We start from the raw sequence: 22,084 nt of genomic DNA on the forward strand, positions 1-22,084 counted from the left end.
GCGAGAAGCACGTCGGCGGCAGCCCGAAGGCGGCCGCGCGTTGCTTGGCGTCAACCCGATGTTGTGGCCCCGCGGCCGGTATCGCCCTCAGCGGGGAAAATGAGGAGGAGAGAGGCCGCGGTGGAATTTTGGGCCGCGCCGTTTCGTATTGCTGGCAGACGGGAAAAACAGCGGGCCGATGGCCGGTCGTGCGTACCCCGCGGCGAAACGAATGTGGACCTTTCTGGCAGTTCGTGGCGGAGCGTCTAAAGTGTAGAGGCAGGCAGCTCGGCATCATGGCAGCCCGCCGCGGCAATCGCCGTGGCCGCGCGGCGGCACGCACAGTTGGGCACGCACGCAAACCGATGGGGTGGTTTTGCACGGAAACCTCCCGAGCCAGTCGCGCGGTAGAACGAAAAGGTGCGGGCAGGTGTCGGGACTCAGTAGCCTGACGCAAGGATCTTTGGAAATCTGGTCTGTTGTCAGTGGTCAGTTGCCAATGGGCCGTGGCGACTTGGGCGTCTTCGGGCGCGAGTTGCGCACCTTCGCAAAAACGCGGCGTTTTTTGGGGGTTGGCAGTTGCGCGTCTTCGCTGGCGCACGGTGTTTTTGGCGTTTCCGCAACCGGCGGTGGCTCGCTCGGGAGACCGGCCGCGGCCTTGCCGCCGAGTTGCGCACATTCGACAAAACGCGGCATTTTTTCGGGTTGGCAGTTGCGCATCTTCGCTATCTTGCGAAGCATCGAGGAGCTTGACTGGCCGGAGATCGGCAAGAAAATGGACCGCACACCCAACGCCGCCCGCGTTCTCTGGGCACGGGCACTGAAACAACTCCGCCCCCCGCATCGAAGAACGGCTGTAAGCAGCGGCTCATTCGGGCAGGGCCAGCGTGGCACGGCGGCGGCGATGGCGCCAGCGCCGGCCGACCACGCGCGCCAGCTTGCTCGGCTCGATTTCGAGCACGCCCAGCAACCGCACCAAGGCCCAGGCCGACCGCAGACTCACGCGGGGCCGAGCGCAAAGGTAACGCTCTTCAAAGCGCGGTCGAAAACGGCTCTTGTAGTGATACAGCCCGGCCGTATCGAACACGAAATTGAAGTAGCGGCCCGCCAGCGACAAACTGCGGCGCACCAGAGTGCTGTCTCCAGGAATCGGCGCCGCGGCACGCAAGCCCGGCACCAGACAGAGCGACACCCGCCGCACGTTTTCTTGCCGCAGAGCCTCGATGGCCTCGTGCATCAAGAACGGGACCGTGCCGCGCACCGCATCGTGCCTCTGGCGGTAGATTTCGAAAGCCCAACCAGCGCCGTTGCGATAGGGGTTGCAAACGAGAAAACCCTCGCAGCGATCTTGAGAACGGGCCACAAAGATCCGCCGGCGGCCGAGACGGGCCGGATCGAAGCTGCCATCGAGGAAACGCAGTTCGGCCGATTGCGGTTTGCCGGCGAGAAAGGCGGCCGACAGCTCCGCCAACTCGACGGTCACCCCTGCCCATTCGGCGGCGGTCATCTGCTCGCGGACGCACTCGCGCACGGCCAGCCGCTGCCGGCGACAGTGATTGACTTGCCGGCGCAGCCATTGAAACGGCTTGCCCTGGCAGCTCCAGTCGCCGAGATCGAGAACGGCCTCTTCGCCCAGTTTCGTCGCCTGGAAACCATGTCGGCGAAACAGCGGTAAATCGTCCTCGGCCACATTGTAGAACGACAGCCACTCGCCGCGGCCGTCGGCCTGGGCCACCAGCTCGGCCAGCAACGTCTCTCGGTGGTCGCGGGGCGCGATGAGTCCGCCACCCGCCTGCAGATACCTGCCAACGCGGACGAGAGCGACCAGTCCCCGACGCTCGCGCGACCAGAAGACTTCGCGCTCGCGATCGGTGGCCAGGTACGAATCGTAGTATTGTCCGTGACGGAACGCGATGGCCTCCAGCGAGCGCGGCCCGCGCGCGGTACTCGTTCTGACGAGCGGCGGAGCGGCGTAGGAATTGGACCCATCGACTTCCTGACAAACCGGCAGCATAGAACCGTACCCTCCTTGGCGCGGGCGAGCGAAAACGGAAAGGGCTGATTCTAGCAGGAAGCGCCGGGCGTGGTAACACGGACTCACTCGCTGACTTGCCTGGGCTGCGCAAACTGGCATTGGAGCAGACCGGGCGACGGGCGATAATGCCGCCCCTTGGGTCCGGTACTTGGTCGTGCTTTGACGCGCCGATGCACAGCGACATTTTGAGATCGAACCGTGGCCCGGAAGGCGACGGACCGGCCGTCGCCGCCCCTCGGTGGCCCGCTTGCTCCGCAAGCGGAACCCCCGTCACCAGCGACTTGGCCGCCGATCGCGCCTGGCCCTGGCACCGGCGGCTTGCGTCGGCCGCCACTCGCCGTGTTCGGGCCTGGTGCCGGAGCGCGGCCGACGACCACCGGCCGACGCCCGTCGAGTCGGCGGTCAATTGGCTGAACCAACAGTCGCGCTCCGTCGGGCTGGCCGTGCGATGCGGCGCGCCGCCGTGCCCAGGGTTGACCGCGGCGCTCCTGCCGACGTTGCTGGAATTTGGGCAGCTCGAATTGCTCGAGGACTGGCTCGGGTGGCTGTTGTCGGCGCAGCGGTCGGATGGCAGCTTTACACAAGCAGGCATGGATGTCGGCTCCTTTCTCAATACGGCCGAAGCGCTCGTCGCTCTGACCGAGTTGGCCGCAGCCGGAATGGTCGTCGCCCACGATCCGGCCCGACGCGCCGCCGAGTACCTAAACCAGCGGCTGGCGGATTTCTCTCTCGCGGGCACGGGCGGCGATCGTCGGCTGCGGACGGCGGTGTCGGTCCGCTGCGCGGCTGCATTGTCTGGGGCTGGACCGTGGTTGGGGTCAAAACGTTGGCAACAGACCGCCGATGACGTTCTCGTCCGATCGCGCGGCGCGGTCGATTGGCACTTGTGGAACGAGCCGGGCCGCCTGGTCGTCCAGGCCGCGGATGCTTGGCTGACGTTGGGCGAGGTCGATTTGGCACGCGACATCCTACGTTGGCCCTCGTCTCGGCAACGCCGCGATGGATCCGTGCCCGCGACGGAGCACGCCACCTGGGGCGAGAACGACGTGCTGGCACACTTGTCGGCCCTCTGGTTCCGTTTGGGCGAGCGCGATCGGGCCGATCGAGCACTCGCGTTTTTGCACCGGCAGCAGCGGCCCAGCGGCGGCTGGTGGCAGCGATGGGGCCGCTCTCTGCCGACGGGTGAATCGGCTTGGGCGGTCAACCATTATCTCGATGCCGCCCGGCTGCAAGTCGCCACGTCGTTTGATCAGCCCAACGAGTTGCCGACCGCCATTGCCGCAAACGACGGTCGCTTGGTTGCCGTTCGCGACTGGCTCGCGACACTGGGTATCGCGCCGAAAGTGGCCGACGTCGGCTGCGGCCCCGGCAGGTTTCTATGCGAGTTGAGGCGTGTCGTTCCCCATGCGCGGCTGGTCGGCATCGACCCCGCGCCGGCCATGCTGCGCCGACTGCCGCCGGGCATCGAAAGCCGCACCGGCAGCCTGTTGCGCATTCCGGCCGGCGACGGAGAGTTCGACGGGGTCTTCGCCGTGGAGTCGCTGGAGCATTCGCTGCTGCCCGAACGGGCGGTGGACGAACTTTGCCGTGTGGTGCGGCCGGGCGGGAAGATTCTCATTATCGACAAGCATCGCGCCCGGCAGCCGTTGTCGCTGCACCAGCCGTGGGAGCGGTGGTTTTTGCCGGAAACGGTCGAGCACTGGATGGCGCGGCATTGCGGCGACTTGCGTGTCGAACCGATCACGCACGGCCCGGCCGGAAAAACCGGCCTGTTCCTCTGTTGGCAAGGCACGCGGCGGGCATGCGCCTATGCGTCCCCTGCCGAAGTCTCCGGCAGCGTGCCCAAGCTGGCCAGAAATTCGCTCATTTCGCCGGCAGCATGAGCGTTGCCTTGCTGCCGGGCCTGCTCGATGCCATCGCGCAACACGGCCCGCGCATCGTCGATCCTGCCCAGGCGCGTCAACTGCTGGCCCGACATGAAGAAAGCCGGCACGTAAGGCGGCGTGTCGGCCATCAGTCCGCGCAGCGTTTCCAGGCTCCGCTCGTGGTTGCTTTCTTTGTCCAGTTCCATCGCTAGACTATAGCGCAGGAATACGTCGCGCGGATCGTCCGCCAGCATCGACTCAATTCGTTCGCGGCGTGATGGGGGCATAGGTTTTAAGCGTGCGCCGCTTCGTAAGTGGCAATCTTGTCTTCGTGCGCCAGCGTCAGTCCGATGTCGTCGAGTCCGTTCAGCAGACAGTGCCGCCGGGAGTCGTCGACGTCGAAGCTCAGCGTCAGCCCGTGCTCGTCGCGGACCGTGCGCGACTCCAAGTCGATGGTCAGCTTGTAACCGGGGTATTGAGCCATGCGCCGGAACAACTCATCGACTTGCTCCTCCGACAACCGCACGGGCAGCAGGCCGTTCTTGAAGCAGTTGTTGTAAAAAATATCGGCGAAGCTGGGCGCGATGATGCTGCGAAAGCCGAAATCTTCCAACGCCCAAGGAGCATGCTCGCGGCTGGAACCGCAGCCGAAATTGCGCCGCGCCAACAGCACGGTGGCGCCCTGGTATTCGGGCCGGTTCAGCTCGAACTTCGGATCGGGCGAGCCGTCGGGCAACTGTCGCCAATCGAAGAACAGAAACTGCCCGAAGCCGGTCCGTTCGATCCGCTTCAAGAACTGCTTGGGGATGATCTGGTCGGTATCGACGTTGGCCCGGTCCATCGGAACGACCAGGCCGCTGTGGGTGGTGAAGGGTTTCATATCGGTCTTTCTGTATCTCCCCGTTGGTACCAAGTCACGCAGCAGATAATGACGGACTCGCGGAGGTCACGATTTCATCATGTGCCAACCGCCTGCGCGCATGCAGCTCTTCGCGGAAACGACCATTGCTTTGCGCCGATGCTTTTGGTTGTGAGGCAATCGCAGTAGCCCGCCCTAGTGGCGCAATCTTATCCGCTTCGCTGGCGGCGGTCATCGCCTCAGCCTCTTCTCCAAGAAGCTCATGGCTGAGCGCCTTGCTATACATTGCGGCAGACGCAATTGCGGAGCGCCATGGCGCGGATGGAGCTTCCGGCAAGCTCCCGATACCGCGATTGACGAGTTGAATGACCTCGCGCAATTCCATCTCGAATCCAGATCCAGGAATTGACTCGAGGCTATCGAAAAGAACATCCGCCGACAGCAGCAGTAAATACGGATCCGCCACATCTAACGTCAGCCGCGCTGCTTCCGCTTTTGCCAGTTTTGCTTGTCCCGAGCTCAAGAGGAACCGGAAATACAGTGCTAAGAATCGAACATCGCCCGGACTCAGCCGAATCGCGTCGGACATGAACACCGCTGCCGGAGCGTACTGCCCCAGGTCTGCCCAAAGAATGCCGCGTAAGACGGCGACATCACGCGCCGGCAGTCGCCCCTCGTTCTCGCGCAAGAATCTCAACGCGCCGTCAAAATCCCTGGTCGCGAGAAGCGATCGGAATTCGGCGCACAGGGCGTCGGGCACTTCGCCCGACTGTGTCCGCTCGGTGCCTACATGCGAAAGATCTGCCGCCAAGCCGTCCAGTCGGTCTAGGTCCGCCCTGGTCAGCCGCTGCCAAAGGAAGTCCATTTCGTCCCTTAGTTCTTCCCCTTCAGCGCTTTCGTCCTGACCAGCGGCGACAAGCGATCGCAACTGGCAAAACAGACGACAGTACTCCGTGAATCCAGGCGCACAGGAAGCAGCGGTTTCGATTATCATACGGTCACTCCTCTATTTGCCACTGGTCGCGCGTGGCCACCAAAGCGGCCAGGTAATCCGCCAAGGGCATCCCAAACGCTGGCTCGACCAAGCCATGATCTTCGCTTTTGAGCTTCAACACCAGGCCGTGTGCGACCGGCCCTTCCTCGAACGGCCCAGACCCCATGTACCAACAAGCGTCGGCATCGTAGCCTGAGACTTCCGGAACGCGGTGCGCGAAGCGCTTCGGTATGCGATGTTTTGGCAACCGCTCCAGGCTTGGCGACACCGACATCCCGCCACGCCCAGGCTCGACGGTTCCATCGTCATTGACCTCGACGTCGGGACGAGGCGACGGCGGCAGCCGAACTCCCAGCGAACGAGCCGTGTTGCCTACCTTCGGCTTCTCACCGTCGCGCGTCATGACGCGGTAAATCAGCGGCATCTCTTTTTCCGATTATACCGTACCCTTGTACTTCCAGTCGCGGATATCCACAAAATGCCCTTCCACCGCGGCCGCCGCGGCCATGGCGGGCGAAACCAGGTGCGTGCGGCCGCCTTTGCCTTGACGGCCCTCGAAGTTGCGATTGCTGGTCGACGCACAACGCTCGCCGGGCGAAAGCGTGTCGGGGTTCATCCCCAGGCACATGCTGCAACCCGCCTCGCGCCATTCAAATCCCGCTTCCTGAAACACGCGGTTCAGCCCCTCGCGCTCAGCCTGCGCCTTGATCTGTCCGCTGCCGGGCACCACCATCGCATGCACCTGCCGCGAAACATGATAGCCCCGCACCACGGCCGCCGCCGCCCGAAGATCCTCGATGCGGCTGTTCGTGCAGGAACCGATGAACACGCGGTCGACGGCCACCTCCGCCAGCGGCGTGCCCGGTTTCAGCCCCATGTAGTCCAAGGCACGCGCCGCGCTCTTGCGATCGTTCTCGTTGCCGAACTCCGCCGGGTCGGGCACCTTGGCCGTCACCGGTGCGACCTGCGCCGGGTTCGTGCCCCAGGTGACCTGCGGAACCACGTTGCCGGCGTGGAAAACCTCCACGCGGTCATAAACCGCGCCGGCATCGCCGGGCAAATCGCGCCAGCGGGCCACGGCGGCCTCAAAGTCGCGAGGAGCGAACTCGCGACCGCGCAGGTAGTCGAACGTCTTTTCGTCGGGTGCGATCATGCCGGCCCGCGCCCCGGCCTCGATCGACATGTTGCAAACCGTCATTCGCTCTTCCACGCTCAACGCGCGGATCGCGTCGCCCGTGTACTCGATGCAGTAGCCGGTGCCGCCGTCGGTGGTGATCTGGCCGATGATATAGAGAATCAGATCCTTCGCGGTGACGCCGGGCGCCAGCTTGCCGTCGACCCGCAACTCGAAGGTCTTGGGCTTGTATTGCAGCAACGTTTGCGTGGCCAGCACGTGCTCCACTTCGCTGGTGCCGATGCCGAAGGCCAATGCACCGAACGCGCCGTGCGTGGCCGTGTGGCTGTCGCCGCAGACGATCGTCATGCCGGGCTGCGTCAGACCCAACTCCGGGCCGATGATGTGGACGATGCCCTGCTGGCGATCGTTCAAATCGTAAAGCCGGATGCCGAACTCGTGGCAGTTGTTCCGTAGCGTGTCGATCTGTTGTTTTGAGATCGGGTCGGCGATCGGCAGGCGGCGGTCGGTGGTGGGCACGTTGTGGTCGGGCGTGGCCACGGTCCGCTCCGGCCGCCGCACCTTTCGGCCCGCCAACCGCAGTCCCTCGAACGCCTGCGGGCTGGTCACTTCATGCACCAGGTGCAGGTCGATGTAAAGAATCGTCTGCTTGCCCGGCTCGGCATCAACCACGTGCGAGTCCCAGATTTTCTCAAACATCGTGCGGGGCGAAACGGCGGACGGCATGGCGGCTCGGCTGTGAAAAGAAGACACGTAAGGTTTAACGGAAATGCGGCTTAGGCTGTGGGCCCGGCAAATCGAGGACTCAGCGGAGCCTGCGGCCAGAATTCTCACGAATTATGCTACGCGGCCTGCGCCGCTCGCGACCCAGTATTATAGTCAAGCGAGGCAAGGCTTGCGAGCGGCACCCCACTTCTGGCAACTGGCAATCGCTACCAGTTGTTCGCCGCCTTAAAGTCGCTACGGCCGGCACCCCGATTCTATCCACGTGGCTGCCAGCGTCGTCTTGCCGCCCGCCCGCTTTTGATTCGTCTACTTGCGATACCGACTGGGCTGAGGGGGGTTATGGGTTCGAGCGAGTCGAAACCGGTCACGGCATTAGGATTCTTGACGGTCGTCGAACACGAACTGCACGGCTTGTTCGGCGGCTATTTGCTGCTGAACTCCAGCGGCCGGCCGCTGGAGTTTCACTGCACCGCGCCGATCAAGCCGAATCGTGCCCAGGAAATCCTCTACGGGCCGACGCTCCAGCCTTACCTCTACGGCGAGCAGATCGGCCAGGCGTTGATCGCCAAAAGCCAAGCCAAACCACTCGCCGTTTGCACCGACCTGCCCGCCGTGCTCGCCGCCCGTGATTTTGTCTCGCTACCGATCGTGCTGGTGGCCGATCCGCCCGAGGCACAGCAAGCCGAGGAGGATGCGGCGCCTGCCACCGGCGGCAGAATGGTGCGCATCGACAGGCCGCACGGCCAGCCTGACGTGGTCCGTTTCGAGTTGGGTCGCAACCGGCTGGCGGTGTCATCGCAGCATGCAGACGACCGTGTGGAACTGGCCGAACGGCTCGCCGCGCTTGCCGATCGTTTCGACCTGGCTGAGCCGTTCGACCGCATTCGCAATGCCATCGAAGAAGCGCAACGGACCGGTCGATGAACGTCAACGGTTGGCAATCCCTGCAAGCCTGGAGCTGGCGCGCGACAGCCGCGCCGACGGCCAGCATCGATATTCACACGATCAATCTGCCGGCCGACTCGCTTCCCGAAGCCACAAGCCGGTTCGAGTCGCTCACCCGGCCGGGGATTCTGAGCGTGCCGCTGCCGCCGCCCCGCATCAAGGTCAAGCATTTTGTTTTTCCTGCGATCACGGAATTGCGAACTGTCCTGCCACCGCCGATGGCAGCGGCGCCGGAGCCGCCCATTCATGCCAGTCAATCTCGCAAAGCGACCCGCATCCACCCACCCAACGAGATCATCAAGCTCGAAGACCGCTTGTATTACACGTTGCAGCCGCCGCTGGAAGCGGTCATCGGCAGCCAGCTCCTTCATTTTCCGGTCCATCCCTATGCCTATCAGCTTGAAGGCGTGGCTTTTCTTTATCCGCGCTATGCGGCGATCCTGGCCGACGAAATGGGCCTGGGCAAGACGATGCAGGCCATCACGGCCATCCGCCTGCTGCTGCACGCCGGCGAGCTGCGCAGCGCGCTGATCGTGTGCCCCAAACCCTTGGTGACGAACTGGCAGCGCGAGTTCCATCAATGGGCGCCTGAAGTGCCGCTCGCGGTCATCGAAGGCGATCAGGCCAAGCGCCGCTGGCAGTGGCAATTGACGGAAAGCCCGGTCAAGATCGCCAACTACGAGCTGCTGCACCGCGACCGCGAGCTGCTCACCTCCGGGATACACTTCGACCTGGTGGTGCTCGACGAATCGCAACGCATCAAGAACCGATCGAGCACGACTTCGCAAATCGTGCGTTCGATCCCGCGCAGCCGCAACTGGGCGCTGACCGGCACGCCGGTGGAAAACAGTCCCGACGACCTGGTCGGGATTTTCGAGTTTCTTTCGCCCGGCTACCTCACGCCGCAGATGAAGCCCCGCCGCATGGGCAAGCTGGCCAGCGATTACATTCTGCGGCGCACCAAAGACAAGGTGCTCACCGAGCTGCCGCCCAAGATGTTCCGCGACGCCGACGTGACGCTCACGCCCGAACAGCGCGAGACGTATCGCCTGGCCGAAGAAGACGGCGTGTTGCGGCTGACCGAAATGGGCGAAGGGGCGACGATTCAGCATGTTTTCGAGTTGGTGTTGCGGCTCAAGCAGATTTGCAATTTCGATCCGGCGACCGGTTCGAGCGCCAAGCTTGAGCGGTTGGCCGCCGACCTGGAAGAGATCGCGGCCAGCGGGCAAAAAGCGCTCGTCTTCAGCCAATGGGTGAAGACGCTCGACGTGCTGGGTCGGCGGCTGGCCGGCTTTCGCCCGTTGGCCTACCACGGCGGTGTGGCATCGCGGAAGCGCGACGACGTGATTCGTGAATTCAAAGAAGATCGCGAGCGTCCGTTGTTGTTGATCAGTTATGGGGCGGGCAGCGTGGGGCTGAACCTGCAGTTTGCCGAATACGTGTTCTTGTTTGATCGTTGGTGGAACCCGGCGGTCGAAGACCAGGCCATCAACCGCGTGCATCGCATCGGAGCGGCCGGCCCGGTGACGGTGACGCGCTTTCTGGCCCTCGAGACCATTGAGGAACGCATCAATCAAATCCTCGAAGAGAAGCGCGAAATCTTCGACACGATCTTTTCGGGCACCGAACCGCACAAGCACAGCGGCCTGTCGCGGCAAGAGATTTTCGGGCTGTTCCAGCTCAAGTGCCCCAGCGGGCCGATCGAGCTGGCGGCGTAGCGGTTGGTCCATAGTATCCCGCAGTCGGTTGCCAGGAACCGAAAATCCGCGTACCGTGCCGTAATGCCCGCAACCGCCTTACTCAAACTCGCCGAACGGTTCCCGGTGATCGTGACGCTGGAATTGGCGGCCGTGGTCGTCACGCTTTGGTGGTGGTCGGGCGGCAATGTCGAACTGCTGACCGTCGATGCGCGAATCTGGCAAGGGCAAATCTGGCGGCTGGTCAGCGCGGCCTTGCCCCACTACGACATGATCCACCTCGCCTTCAATCTGTCCTGTGTCGCGGTGTTCGGCAGTCGCGTCGAAGAGGTTTTTGGCCCGCTCGTCACCACCGCGTTGCTGCTGGTCTTCGCCGCCGGTTCGATGGTCGCCGATTACGACCTGGCCGACGGCGGCGTAGGTCTGTCGGGCGTCGCTTATGGACTGTTCGGCTTTCTGTGGGTGCTGGCCAAACGCGATCGGCGGTTCGCCGACGCCATCAGCCCGCAAACCACGCAATGGCTCGTCCTATGGCTGTTCTTGTGCATCGGCTTGACCTACACGGGCACATGGCGCGTGGCGAACGTGGCACACGCGGCCGGTGCCGGCTTCGGCGCGTTGGCGGGGCTGGTGATGGCGCCGCCCAGCGGCTATCGCAGACCACTCGCCGCCGCCGCGCTCGTCGCCGCTTTGGCCGCCGTGCTGGCCGCCGGCGCGTTCGCCCGTCCCTACATCAACTTTACCGGCGCCGCCGGACGGGAGTTGGACAAACTGGCCATCCAAGCCATCCAGCGCGGCGACAACCAAGCTGCGGCGGACTTGCTGGAACGGGCCGTCCGCTTGCGCCCAGCGCGATCGGAATGGTGGCACAATCTGGGAGTCGCCTACCACAGGCAAGGTCGCGACCGCGACGCCGCGCGGGCCTTTCGCCGTGCCTACGAGCTGAATCCGGCCGATTCCGAGGCCCGTGAGGCCGCCGAAGGGCTCGAAACCTCGGCGGCCATGGATGATCTCCTTCGCGAGCGGTCTCCTTGATTCATCTTTCTGACGGCCGGGGAAGGCCATCCTCCGATCCTCGCTAGGCTGCCAACTGGCTGGGACCTTCAGCGAACAAAACAGGGCCGCGTATTTCTTGGCCTCCGTTGCTTCGGCTTGCTGGTGGCGATTGTTGGGTTTAGACTCGAAGCGTCCTTTGATCGGATTTATCATGCCCCAAGCCATGAGTACTGCCACTCCTCTGACTGTCGTTGATCTGGCCGAGCTTTTTGGCCCGATTCCGGCCTGGCGCATCCGCAGTGTTCCGGCGCCAGGAACCGCCACCGAGCAGGACGTGCTCGACATCGAGGCCCGTGAAGATTGCTTGTGTGAACTGGTCGACGGCGTGCTGGTGGAGAAAACCGTGGGATATGAAGAATCATGCCTGGCTATCGAGCTTGGCAGACTCATCGGTAATTTCGTCAAAAAACACCGTTTGGGGCGCGTGTCGGGCGAAGGCGGCATGATGCGACTCTTTCCGGGACTCGTGCGGATTCCAGATGTCGCCTTCGCCGAGTGGAGCAAGTTTCCTAGCCGTGGCTACACAGGCAAACCACTGCCTGACCTGGTCCCCGACTTAGCGGTTGAAGTTTTGAGCAAAGGCAACACTGCCAAGGAAATGTCGCGGAAACTTGACGACTACTTCGACGCTGGTGTGCGCCTCGTTTGGTTCGTGGAACCTCGCCAAAAAACCGTGCAGGTATTCACCAGCAAAGAATCGCACACCGTGCTCCACGAGCACGACACCCTGACAGGCGGCGACGTGTTGCCGGGTTTCGAAGTAGCCCTGAAAAAGCTGTTCGCCGAATGGCCCAGACCGCGGCAACGGAAGCCGAAGAAGTAGTGCCATGTCCGACGCCCTCTATCTCGACAACAATGCCACCACGCCGCTCGCCGCCGAAGCCGTCGAAGCGATGGCCCGCGCGGCTCAAGAGTGCTGGGGAAATCCGTCGAGCCAGCACGCCTTCGGCCGCCGAGCACGACAGGTGCTGGAAGACGCCCGTGAAGCGATCGGCAGCTTGCTCGGCGCCGACCTGAACGGCTTTCCGCCCGATCGCGTCATCTTTACCAGCGGCGGAACGGAAGCCAACAACCTGACGATGTTCGGGCTGACCGCATCCCACGCTTCGCCAGGGCAGGTGATCATTTCCGAAATCGAGCATCCTTCCGTAGCGGGTCCGGCCGACATGCTCGCGAGCCAAGGTTGGCAGGTCGATAAACTGCCGGCCGCTCCCAGCGGCGAAGTGCTCGTCGACGAGCTGCATCGTCTGCTGCGGCCCGATACGCGCCTTATCTCGGTGATGCTTGCCAATAACGAAACCGGCGTTTTGCAACCGGTCGAGCGCATCGCACAAATCGCCGCCGAGGCGGGCGTGCCCGTTCATACCGATGCCGTACAGCCCGTCGGCAAGCTGCCGGTCAACTTCCGCCAGCTTGGCGTGGCGACGATGACCGCCACCGCGCACAAATTCCACGGGCCGATCGGCATCGGCGTGCTCGTCGTGCGGGCGGGTATTGATCTCAGGCCCATGCTTTTCGGCGGCCATCAGCAAGAAGGTTTTCGACCAGGCACCGAGCCGGTGGTGTTGGCGGCGGGCATGCGCGCGGCGCTCGAAGGCTCGCATCGTGAAGGCGATCAGCGCCGCCGGCGCATGCAGTCGTTGCGAGATGAATTCGAAGGTTTGCTGCTCGCCGAGTTCCCCGGTCTGGTGATTCATGGACGCGACGCTGACCGCTTGCCGCACACCTCGCACGTCGCGTTTCCAGGCGTCGATGGGCAGGCGTTGGGCATGGCGTTGGATCTTGCCGGCATCGCGTGCTCGACCGGTTCGGCCTGCGCCAGCGGGTCGAGCAAGCCTTCGCCGATTCTCTTGGCGATGGGCGTCGCCGAAGGGCTGGCCCGGTCGAGTTTGCGATTCAGTTTCGGTGCGTCTTCGACCGCGGCGGAGATGCGGGAAGCGGCTCGACGTATCATCGCTACTTACAATGACTTGCGGCACCGGCGGCCGGCCGAAAAATTCGCCGCCACCCGTCGCGTGACAGCGGCAAATCCGCTATAATCAGCCGATTGGCAAGCAGGCGATTTTTTCAAGCGGGTGCGCGGCGGTTGAGGACGGAGCCGATTTTGACAAACGGCGTTGTAATTCTTCCCCTGATCGGACATTGGACGAGCGAGACCGATCTCGCCACGCCCGAGGCGCCGGAGCGCGGCTTCGTGCTCGGCCCCGAAAATCGCTTGGCCGCCGGAACAATCCAAAGGCTGCTCGACATACAAACCCGAAGCGTCAGCGAGGCCGATAGCGCAGGCCAACAAACCCGAAGCTTCAGCGAGGCCGATAGCGCAGGCCAAGTCGGCGTTGCAGGCGACGCCCCTCACCCCAGCCCGGGGCACCCACTTGTGGGCCCGGAAGGAGAGGGTGTTTTGCGACACCTCTCGCCCATCGTCATCCACGGTGTGCCGGGCACCGGCAAGTCGCATTTGGTACACGGCCTGGTCGCGGCCTGGAAGCGACGCCGTCCCGATGACACAGCGGTGTTGCTCACGGCCGCCGATTTCGCCCGGCAGTTTGCCGATGCGGTCGACAAACGGGCCGTCAGCGCGTGGCAGGCCGGCTTTCGCTCGGCCGATCTGTTTGTATTGGAAGATTTGCTGTACCTCTCGACCAAGCCGCCCGCGCAGGCCGAGTTGCTTCACGCGCTGGATGCATTGGCCGACCGTGGCAGTCTGGCGATCGTCACTTCGCGACTGGCGCCGCACGAGCTGTCGAACTTCCTTCCCGGCCTCATCAGCCGCCTGAGTGCCGGCTTGGTTGTGCCGCTGGCGCCGCCGGAGTTGGATACCCGCCGTCAGATTTTGTCGAGCTTGTGCGAAGCCCGAAGTCTCCATCTGGGCGACGGCGCGTTGCGGCTCTTGGCCCGTTCGCTTGCCTCGACAGCCCCCGAGTTATCGGGCGTGTTGGCCAACCTCGAGCTGGCTGCGAAATCGGCGGGCAAGCAAATCGACGACGCCTTCGTGGCGGCTTATCTAGGCCAGCGCGTGGCCGCGCGGCAACCGCCGTTGAGGGCCATCGCCTCGCACACCGCTCGCTACTTTGCTCTCCGCGTGGCCGAGTTGCGCAGCCCCTCGCGACGCCGCGGCGTCGTGATGGCCCGCGACGTGGCGATGTATTTGGCCCGTCAGCTCACCGGCAAGAGCTTGAAGCAGATCGGCGAGTATTTCGGCGGCCGCGATCACACCACCGTGCTCCACGGCTGTCGGAAGACTGAGGATCTGATGCGAACGGACGCGGCGACGTTCGACGCCGTGCTCGAACTGCGGCAAGGCCTGGCAACCGGGTGAATGTCATGAATCACGAAGTTCAATATGTAAGGTGGGACCAGCGAGCTTGCGAGCGCCGGCCCACCGATAGCGACGTCGTTTATGGTGGGCCGGCGCTCGCAAGCTCGCTGGTCCCACCTTACGTGGAAAACCCGTTGCGCCACCGTTCACGCATGTCCGGCAAATCCGATTTGTCGACACCGACCAGCTTGGCCCTCAAAACGACTGTTTGACGCTAAACAATGGCTAACGCAACGCGAACAGCCCACGAACCGCTTTTGCACACCAGCCTAACAGCACCTAAATCCGCTTGTTGAAACGACCTGCAAACGCCCGCACCACGAAACTGACATTACCGCCTCGCGGATTACTGTTACTGCTGTAAAAGATATCTACCTAATCAATTACCCCGCTCCGCCCGCTCGTTGATTCGGGCCGGCCGACAAAGCACCAAGGAAGTGAAACCCCGATGAAAGTCGTTTGTGATCGCGAAAAGCTTTTAGCCTCTTTTCAAACCGCCAGTGCTGCGGCCCCTGCCCGCAGTCCCAAGCCCATCTTGCAGAACGTCAAGTTCGAGGTCAGCGGCAGCGGCGAGACCATCGGCACGATGATGGCCACCGACCTGGAAGTGGGCGTCCGCGTGAACTCGCCCGGCATCCACGTCGATGCGGAGGGGAGCGCCATTCTGCCTATCGCCCGCTTCGGTTCCATCTTGCGTGAGTCGTCCGACGCCCAGTTGCGGCTGGAGACCGACGGGCAGGGCACGATTGTCCGCGGCGACCGTAGCGAGTTCCGCCTGCCTGCCGAGAACCCCGATGAGTTTCCCGCCGTCGCTCAATTCAACGAATCGAAATACCACGAGTTGCCCGGCCGTCTGTTCCGCGAGATCATCCGCCGCACGGTGTTCGCCACCGATGTGGAGAGCAGCCGCTACGCTTTGGGCGGCGTGCTGGTCGAGCTGACGGCCGACAAGATCACCGCCGTCGGCACCGATGGCCGCCGCCTGGCGATGATGGAGGCCCCGGCCCGATCGGTGGGCGGGCACCTCACCGGCGACAACATGACGATCATTCCCACCCGCGCCATGCACTTCATCGAGCGGGCGTTGGCCGACGGCGAGGCCGAGGTGCAGATCGCCACGCGGGCCAACGACGTGCTGGTGAAGACGGCACGGGCCACGATCTATTCGCGGCTGGTCGAAGGTCGCTTTCCGAAATGGCGCGACGTGTTTCCGCGCCGTCCCGACGCCACCAAGATCGAGATGGTCGTTGGGCCGTTTTATTCCGCGGTACGGCAGGCGGCCATCGTCACCGACGAAGAGAGCCGCGGCGTCGACTTCACCTTTGGCGACGGCAAGCTGGTGCTGGCCGGCCGTTCGGCGAGGGTCGGGCAGTCGCGCGTCGAGCTGCCGATCGCCTACGACGGCAGCTCGATCACCATCACGCTCGATCCGCGTTACATGAACGATTTTTTGAAAGTGCTCGATCCCGAAAAGAATTTCACCTTGGAGTTGAAGGACGCCGAGAGTGCCGCGGTTTGCCATACCGACGACGGCTACGGCTACGTGATCATGCCGCTGGCGCGGGAAAGGTAGGAGAGGCGGACTCTGTAGGGAACGGACTCCGTGCCGTTCCGTGAATCGAAAGTGGATCGCCGATTGGCAGGTCGCGGAACGGCACGGAGTCCGCGGAACGGCACGGAGTCCGTTCCCTACAGAAGAACCGTACCCGATGACTTTCAAACCAAAACCAACCGGCCCGCGGCGGCCGCAAAAAGTGGGCGACGTGCTGGCCGAGTTGATGGCCCGCCGCGGCTACGCTCGCCAACAGGCCTCGGCCAACTACGATGCGGCCTGGCGCGAGGCGGCCGGCGAACTGCTGGCCCGGCAGACGCGCGTGGGCGTGGTGCGGCGCGGGGCGCTGGAAGTGACGGTGGCCAACTCGGTGTTGTTGCAAGAATTGACGTTTCAAAAACAAACCATCCTGGGGCGACTTTCCCGCCTGTTGCCCGACGAGCGAATCGACAAGCTACGGCTGCGTGTCGGCCCGATCGAATGATTTTGGATTTTGGATTTTGGATTTTCGATTGCCACCAATCCAAAATCCAAAATCGAAAATCCAGAATCGGCTACCGAGGAAACCATGCCAGACGAAACTCCCACCAACTTGCCCCAGCCCCGCCCGAACCTTCCGCCGGCGGGCAGCTCGCCCGAAATGCCGGAGTATCGCAAGATCGAGGGCGACTACGGCGCCGAGCAACTCGAGCACCTCAGCGACCTGGAGCACGTCCGCGAGCGGCCCAGCATGTATATCGGCGACACCACCGTCCGCGGCCTGCACCATTTGGTCTATGAAGTGGTCGACAACTCGATCGACGAGGCCATGGCCGGCCACGCCAAGAACATCAGCGTCATCATCAACACCGACGGTTCGGTGACCGTCGAAGACGACGGCCGCGGCATCCCGGTCGAGGTCCATCCGGACCTGGGCGTCTCGACTTTGCAAGGCGTGATGTGCGTGCTCAAGTTCGGCGGCAAGTTCAGCAAAGGGGCCTATCAGACCTCCGGCGGCTTGCACGGCGTGGGCGTGACGGTGGTCAACTTCCTTTCCGAATGGTGCGAAGTGGAGGTCCGCCGCGGCGGGCACGTCTATCAGCAGGAGTACGAGCGGGGCGTGCCGATGGCCGAGGTCCGCCGCATCGGCACCACCGACAAACGCGGCACGAAGACCACCTTCAAGCCCGACCCGCTGATTTTTCCCGTCACCAAGTTCAACTACAACACGCTGCACAAACGGCTGCAAGAACTGGCGTTTCTCAACCGCGGCGTGAAAATCGTCTTCCGCGACAATCGCACCAACGAAGGCGAAACCTTCCAGTACGAACGCGGCATCATCGAGTTCGTCGAGCACCTGAACCGCGCCACCGAGCCGGCCCACCCCGACGTGATTTACATCGCCGGCGAATTCGAGGGCGTCGGGCTGGAAGTCGCCATGCAGTATTCGAGCGAATATACCGAGAACACTTCCAGCTTCGTCAACAACATCAACACCATCGAGGGCGGCACGCACGTTTCGGGCTTCCGTTCCGCCCTCACCCGCACGATCAACAGCTACGGCAAAAAGGAAAACCTGTTCAAGGATCTCGTGCCCAGCGGCGACGATTTTCGCGAAGGGCTGACCGCGGTGATTTCGCTGCGCGTGCCCGAACCGCAGTTCGAGGGCCAGACCAAGACCAAGCTCGGCAACAGCGAAGTCGAAGGCATCGTCACCTCGGCGGTGGGCGACTTTCTCGGCCGCTTCCTGGAAGAAAACCCCAAGGTGGCCAAGGTCATCGCTCAAAAGGGCCTGTTGGCGGCCGAGGCCCGCGAGAGTGCCCGCAAGGCCCGCCAGATGGTCCGCGAGCGCAAGGGGGCGCTGTCGGGCGGCGGGCTGCCGGGCAAGCTCCGCGACTGTACCAGCCGCGAAGTCGAAAAGTGCGAGTTGTACCTGGTCGAGGGCGATTCGGCCGGCGGCAGCGCCGAGGGCGGCCGGCTGCGCGAGTATCAGGCCATCCTGCCGTTGCGCGGCAAAATCATCAACGCCTTCAAGAGCCGCGAAGACAAGGTGCTGGCCAACGAGGAGGTCCGCAGCATGATCTCGGCCATCGGCGTCGGCATCGGCGAAGAGATCGACCTTTCCAAGCGGCGCTACAACAAGATCGTGATCATGACCGACGCCGACATCGACGGCTCGCACATCCGCACGCTCCTGCTCACGTTTTTTTATCGGCAGATGTACCCGTTGGTGGCGGGCGGCTTCATCTACGTCGCTCAGCCGCCTTTGTTCCGCGTGCGATCCAAGAAGAAATCGTACTACGTGCAAACCGAAGAGGAGATGAAGAATCATCTGTTGGAGATGGGTCTGGCCGAGTGCGTGTTCGACCCCGGCAACGGCCGGCCGATCGAGGGCGACGAGATCAAGCGGCTCTGCACGATCTTGTCGGCGATGGAAGAATCGATCATCGCTCTGGAGCGGCGCGGCATCAGCTTGCGCCAGCACGCGGCGCGGCAGGACGCCGCCACCAAGCGGTTGCCGGTCTATCATGTGTTCGTGGGCACGCAAGAGCGTTGGTTCACCACGCGCGAAGAGCTGGATAAGTTCGTGGCCGAGCAAGAAGCGCAGACGGGCACGGAACTGGCGGTGACCGACCATCCGGCCGGCACGCCCGCCACCAACGGCCACGCGGCCCAGCGGTTGACGATTGTGGAATTGCACGAAGTCCGTTCGCTCAACAACCAGGTGGCCGAGCTGGCAAAAATGGGTTTTGATATTCAAGCTTTGATTCCTCAACAGCGGACGGGCATTCAAGAGTCGCGTTACAAGCTTCGCCGCGGCGAGAACGAGACCGGGCTGGAAGACTTGCGCGGTCTGTTGTCGGCGGTGCGTGCGGCCGGCGAGAAGGGTCTGCAGGTGACTCGTTTCAAGGGCCTGGGCGAGATGAACGCCGAGGAGCTGCGCGACACGACCTTGCACCCCGACTATCGCACGATGTCGCAAGTCCGCATGGACGACGCCAGCGCCGCCGACGACCTGTTTCGCATCCTGATGGGCGACAAAGTCGAGCCCCGCCGCGAGTTTATCGAAAAGCACGCGCTGGAAGTGCGAAATTTGGATGTGTAGGGTCGGACGGCCGAAAGGATTCGGTACATGCAGATCAACGCGGAGCACTATTTCAATGCGTCGATCGAGCGAATTCATCAAGCTCGGCGTCTGTATCGCGCTGGCGATAGCTACGCGTTTTCGATGTACGCGTCCGGCTTGGCAGTAGAGTGCATCCTCAGGGCTTTTCGGTGGAGGGGCCAATGCCAGGCAATCGGCCGTGCGGCCGCAGCCTTGCCCCAGTTCCTTCACCACGAAGCCCAGGCTGCGAAAGGCGTCGGCCGTGCGCTCTTCGAACAACAGCGGGACCGGTTTGTCACCGTCGGCCGCTCTGTAGGGAACGCCCTCTGTGGCGTTCCGCTCCGTGGCGTTCCGCACACCCCGCGCCAGATCCGCCAGGTCGCACAATGCGGCCGGCAAGAAGGGAAACCGCACGCCCGCGCCGCCGTAGCATAACCGTCCTCGGTTGTGATCATCACGGTTGTAGGTGCGGCTGCCATCTCCGCGACCATCCACATCGGCCTCTTCGGCGCGCCGGGGCCCGCGGCGCCGTGGTCTTTGGCGGCGGGGCCGCCGTTTCGTCGCGGTTTTTTCACGGGAGGGTCATTCATGGGCCGGTTCCTCTTTGTTGAAATCCGAAGCAGGGGGGTTGGTTCGCGGCCTTGGGGCACGGTCCGTTGGACTGCGCAAAATCGTCGATTTCGGCCGTCAAAAAAAACGCCCAAAGCTGACGCGGAATCTGTTGCGCTCGCCACCATCCAGGCTTGCCCCGCTGGAGCGGTGATTGAACGCCAGAGACCGATTGCCACGGTTCGTCGGCCTAAAAGCTTCCCTCCTTTTACCCGCCGGCTGGCTTGGGATGTGCAAAGTGAGCATGGCGATCCGCGCGACGAGCGGCCCGCCACGACCGGCCAACGGTGAGCGCTGCGCTCACCGTTAAACAGTGCGGATTTGGCCGGTCCGCCACGGCTATTGCAAATTTGCACGAGCCGCAAAACACGGCGGATTTAGGCATGGTATACCCCAGAAGAGCGGGCTTGGCGGTGGTTCCCCGTTCGCCAATCTCCGTGGCGCCGAGAGCTTGCACGCTTGCGTCCGCCGCCTTTCATGGGATCTTGTCTGCTGACTTTAGCCGGCCGCTGGCTTGTGGCGCATCGGGCAGCCAACTGCGCAGTTGCATGTCCGCCAGGTAAAGCGGCGTGGCGACACCCCACCGGTTAGCTACGCCGCAGCGAAAACCCCCGAGAAATCCTCGTTATTGCAAATTTGCACAAACGAGACGGCGGGCGGCGGCGCGGAAGCGGCGGCTCAGTATACGGGCAGGCGCCGTCGGCCAGGAAGCTTGTCGCCGCTCGGTTCCGTCGATCCCGCTCGCGACGCAGTCTGCGCGGCCCTTGGCGCCGTCTCGGCTTCCGCGATTTCGTATCGCGGAGTGGACGGCGGCGGTCGCGTGGGCTAGGATTACGCCAAGCTTCATCTAAAACCTTCAGCGTCGACATCGAACCGCCGACTACTCCGCCTCTGTTGCGGATTGCTCGCAGGCCGGGATTGGTTACACTCTCCCGCCCGGAAGTCGGCAATTGACATGACCTTGCGGCCGTTGGGGCGTCAGAAAAGTTCGAGTTGATCGCCGGGCAGTTCGACCGGACGGCGCATTTTCCCCCAAAAAATGCGCATCCGCTCGAACTGCTTGTCGGTAATGGTGATGATCCGGACTTCGCCATCAGGGGGCACTCCGCGCTCGACGCGCTGAATGTGGATCGCCGCATTCTCCTCGCTCGGGCAATGCCTCAAATAGACCGAAAACTGCATCATTGTAAAGCCGTCTTCCAGCAGCAATTTGCGGAAGCGCGCGTACTCCTTTCGGGCACGCTTGGTGTCGACGGGCAGGTCGAACATCGTCACGACCCACATGCATCGGTATCCGCTGATTCGCATGGCCGGGGAATCTCCAATCGGCGTGCCGCGCCTTGAAAGCACTGCACCAACGACGCCGCGTAGCGGTGCAGGGCGACCAGCAGGGGGCCTCGGCCCTCGTCGGTTTCCGTGGGGACGGCCAGCAATTCCAACAGCGCGGCCTTCGTCGGCTGATCGAGTTCGTTCTGCCCGGCCACGAGCAACTGCCGCACGCGCTCGTCGACGACGGGGCGCAACGGTTCCAGCAAGTCGTCGGCCAGGCAAAAGGCATTCGCACGGTGCGAATGGTGCAGGCCCAGCGAGGGGAGCAGTCCCGCGGCCACGAGCGCCCGTGCCACCGCCGCGCGCATCACGGCATAGCCGTAGTTTAGAAGCGCGTTGGCACCGCCGCCGTCGGGATCGCGGCGGAAGGTGGCGAAATCGGCGCGCCGATCGTCGGGCGCCTCCGTCAGCCAGGCCGACCAATAGGTCTTGGCGGCTTGTGCCTCGCGGTTCGTCGAATCGCCGGAGCGCACTTCGCTGGCGAGCTGCAGCAGCCTGCGGTGCGAGGGCGAGTCGGCGGCGAGATTGGCCGCCTGAGCGCGGATTTTTGCCTGCACGATCTGCCGCCACAAGCGTTTGCAGAGGGGTTTGCCCGCCTCGATTTGTTCGCGCACGCGCCATACCACTTGGCTGTGGTCCGCCAGCGGCACCAGCATGGCGACCGGCAAGTGGTCGCGGCCACAGATCACCAGCGTGGCGTCGGCCTGCGCCAGCGAGGCCAGCGCGGCGTGCGTATAGGTGGCCTGCGGGTGGTCGACGACCACCACGCCGATGTCTTCGCAGGGGATGCTGCCGACCGTTTCGTCGCCGCGCTTGAGCGTGAGCTGATTGAGCCGCACGCAGAGGTGCGCGGGTTCGCGGGAGACTTCGATGGTGCGTTTAATCACGCGGCGGTTCTC

At 63.5% G+C, this 22,084-nt stretch carries 19 protein-coding genes; 10 read left to right on the plus strand and 9 right to left on the minus strand.

Annotation, left to right across the window (positions count from 1 at the left end; all coding sequences use genetic code 11):
- Positions 1–468 precede the first annotated feature (468 nt).
- The gene (locus tag VNH11_06195) at positions 469–750 is read right to left on the minus strand and encodes a hypothetical protein (GenBank protein ID HVA45960.1); all 282 of its coding nucleotides are present in this window, start codon (positions 748–750) and stop codon (positions 469–471) included.
- Between the two features lie 97 nt (positions 751–847).
- Positions 848–1,993: a DUF2156 domain-containing protein gene (locus tag VNH11_06200; GenBank protein ID HVA45961.1), complete on the minus strand. Its 1,146-nt coding sequence runs from the start codon at positions 1,991–1,993 to the stop codon at positions 848–850.
- Between the two features lie 302 nt (positions 1,994–2,295).
- Between VNH11_06200 and VNH11_06205 the strand changes: the two genes are divergently transcribed.
- The gene (locus VNH11_06205; protein HVA45962.1) at positions 2,296–3,897 is read left to right on the plus strand and encodes a methyltransferase domain-containing protein; all 1,602 of its coding nucleotides are present in this window, start codon (positions 2,296–2,298) and stop codon (positions 3,895–3,897) included.
- Here the strand turns inward: VNH11_06205 and VNH11_06210 are convergent.
- From VNH11_06210 to leuC, 5 genes are read right to left on the minus strand one after another with little or no spacing between them, the layout of a single operon-like run.
- Complete coding sequence (locus VNH11_06210; protein ID HVA45963.1) at positions 3,822–4,166, minus strand: hypothetical protein; 345 nt, start codon at positions 4,164–4,166, stop codon at positions 3,822–3,824. The two genes, VNH11_06205 and VNH11_06210, sit on opposite strands and share 76 nt — an antisense overlap.
- 5 nt (positions 4,167–4,171) lie before the next feature.
- Positions 4,172–4,759, minus strand: a complete 588-nt coding sequence (leuD, locus tag VNH11_06215) for a 3-isopropylmalate dehydratase small subunit (GenBank protein HVA45964.1) — start codon at positions 4,757–4,759, stop codon at positions 4,172–4,174.
- A gap of 34 nt (positions 4,760–4,793) precedes the next feature.
- Positions 4,794–5,732 carry a hypothetical protein gene (locus VNH11_06220; GenBank protein ID HVA45965.1) on the minus strand — a complete coding sequence of 313 codons (939 nt, stop codon included), beginning with the start codon at positions 5,730–5,732 and terminating at the stop codon, positions 4,794–4,796.
- 4 nt (positions 5,733–5,736) lie between these two features.
- Positions 5,737–6,156 carry a hypothetical protein gene (locus VNH11_06225; protein ID HVA45966.1) on the minus strand — a complete coding sequence of 140 codons (420 nt, stop codon included), beginning with the start codon at positions 6,154–6,156 and terminating at the stop codon, positions 5,737–5,739.
- A 12-nt stretch (positions 6,157–6,168) separates the two neighbouring features.
- Positions 6,169–7,593 carry a 3-isopropylmalate dehydratase large subunit gene (leuC, locus tag VNH11_06230; GenBank protein HVA45967.1) on the minus strand — a complete coding sequence of 475 codons (1,425 nt, stop codon included), beginning with the start codon at positions 7,591–7,593 and terminating at the stop codon, positions 6,169–6,171.
- Between the two features lie 339 nt (positions 7,594–7,932).
- Between leuC and VNH11_06235 the strand changes: the two genes are divergently transcribed.
- The 9 genes from VNH11_06235 (at position 7,933) to VNH11_06275 (ending at position 19,247) form a co-directional block, all read left to right on the plus strand.
- Positions 7,933–8,517 carry a hypothetical protein gene (locus VNH11_06235; GenBank protein HVA45968.1) on the plus strand — a complete coding sequence of 195 codons (585 nt, stop codon included), beginning with the start codon at positions 7,933–7,935 and terminating at the stop codon, positions 8,515–8,517.
- Positions 8,514–10,256 carry a DEAD/DEAH box helicase gene (locus tag VNH11_06240; GenBank protein HVA45969.1) on the plus strand — a complete coding sequence of 581 codons (1,743 nt, stop codon included), beginning with the start codon at positions 8,514–8,516 and terminating at the stop codon, positions 10,254–10,256. The genes VNH11_06235 and VNH11_06240 overlap by 4 nt, the downstream gene beginning before the upstream one ends.
- 63 nt (positions 10,257–10,319) lie before the next feature.
- A complete protein-coding gene (locus VNH11_06245) occupies positions 10,320–11,270 on the plus strand; it encodes a rhomboid family intramembrane serine protease (protein HVA45970.1) in 951 nt (316 codons plus the stop codon).
- 184 nt (positions 11,271–11,454) lie between these two features.
- A complete protein-coding gene (locus tag VNH11_06250; protein HVA45971.1) occupies positions 11,455–12,114 on the plus strand; it encodes a Uma2 family endonuclease in 660 nt (219 codons plus the stop codon).
- A gap of 4 nt (positions 12,115–12,118) precedes the next feature.
- Complete coding sequence (locus VNH11_06255; GenBank protein HVA45972.1) at positions 12,119–13,330, plus strand: cysteine desulfurase family protein; 1,212 nt, start codon at positions 12,119–12,121, stop codon at positions 13,328–13,330.
- 362 nt (positions 13,331–13,692) lie between these two features.
- A complete protein-coding gene (locus tag VNH11_06260; protein HVA45973.1) occupies positions 13,693–14,610 on the plus strand; it encodes a DnaA/Hda family protein in 918 nt (305 codons plus the stop codon).
- 448 nt (positions 14,611–15,058) lie between these two features.
- Positions 15,059–16,183 (plus strand): DNA polymerase III subunit beta, encoded by a 1,125-nt coding sequence (dnaN, locus tag VNH11_06265; protein ID HVA45974.1) that lies wholly within the window; start codon positions 15,059–15,061, stop codon positions 16,181–16,183.
- A 136-nt stretch (positions 16,184–16,319) separates the two neighbouring features.
- Complete coding sequence (locus VNH11_06270; protein ID HVA45975.1) at positions 16,320–16,646, plus strand: DUF721 domain-containing protein; 327 nt, start codon at positions 16,320–16,322, stop codon at positions 16,644–16,646.
- A gap of 156 nt (positions 16,647–16,802) precedes the next feature.
- Entirely contained in the window at positions 16,803–19,247 is a 2,445-nt protein-coding gene (locus VNH11_06275; protein HVA45976.1) for a DNA gyrase subunit B, read from the plus strand.
- Between the two features lie 1,587 nt (positions 19,248–20,834).
- On the opposite strand, the gene cas2 is transcribed toward VNH11_06275, so the two are convergent.
- Positions 20,835–21,140: a CRISPR-associated endonuclease Cas2 gene (gene cas2 / locus VNH11_06280; GenBank protein HVA45977.1), complete on the minus strand. Its 306-nt coding sequence runs from the start codon at positions 21,138–21,140 to the stop codon at positions 20,835–20,837.
- On the minus strand, positions 21,128–22,072 hold the full coding sequence (cas1, locus tag VNH11_06285) for a type II CRISPR-associated endonuclease Cas1 (protein ID HVA45978.1): 945 nt from the start codon (positions 22,070–22,072) through the stop codon (positions 21,128–21,130). The genes cas2 and cas1 overlap by 13 nt, the downstream gene beginning before the upstream one ends.
- Positions 22,073–22,084 lie beyond the last annotated feature (12 nt).

This window comes from Pirellulales bacterium (genome assembly GCA_035533075.1).
In the GTDB taxonomy this organism is placed as follows: Bacteria; Planctomycetota; Planctomycetia; order Pirellulales; family JAICIG01; genus DASSFG01.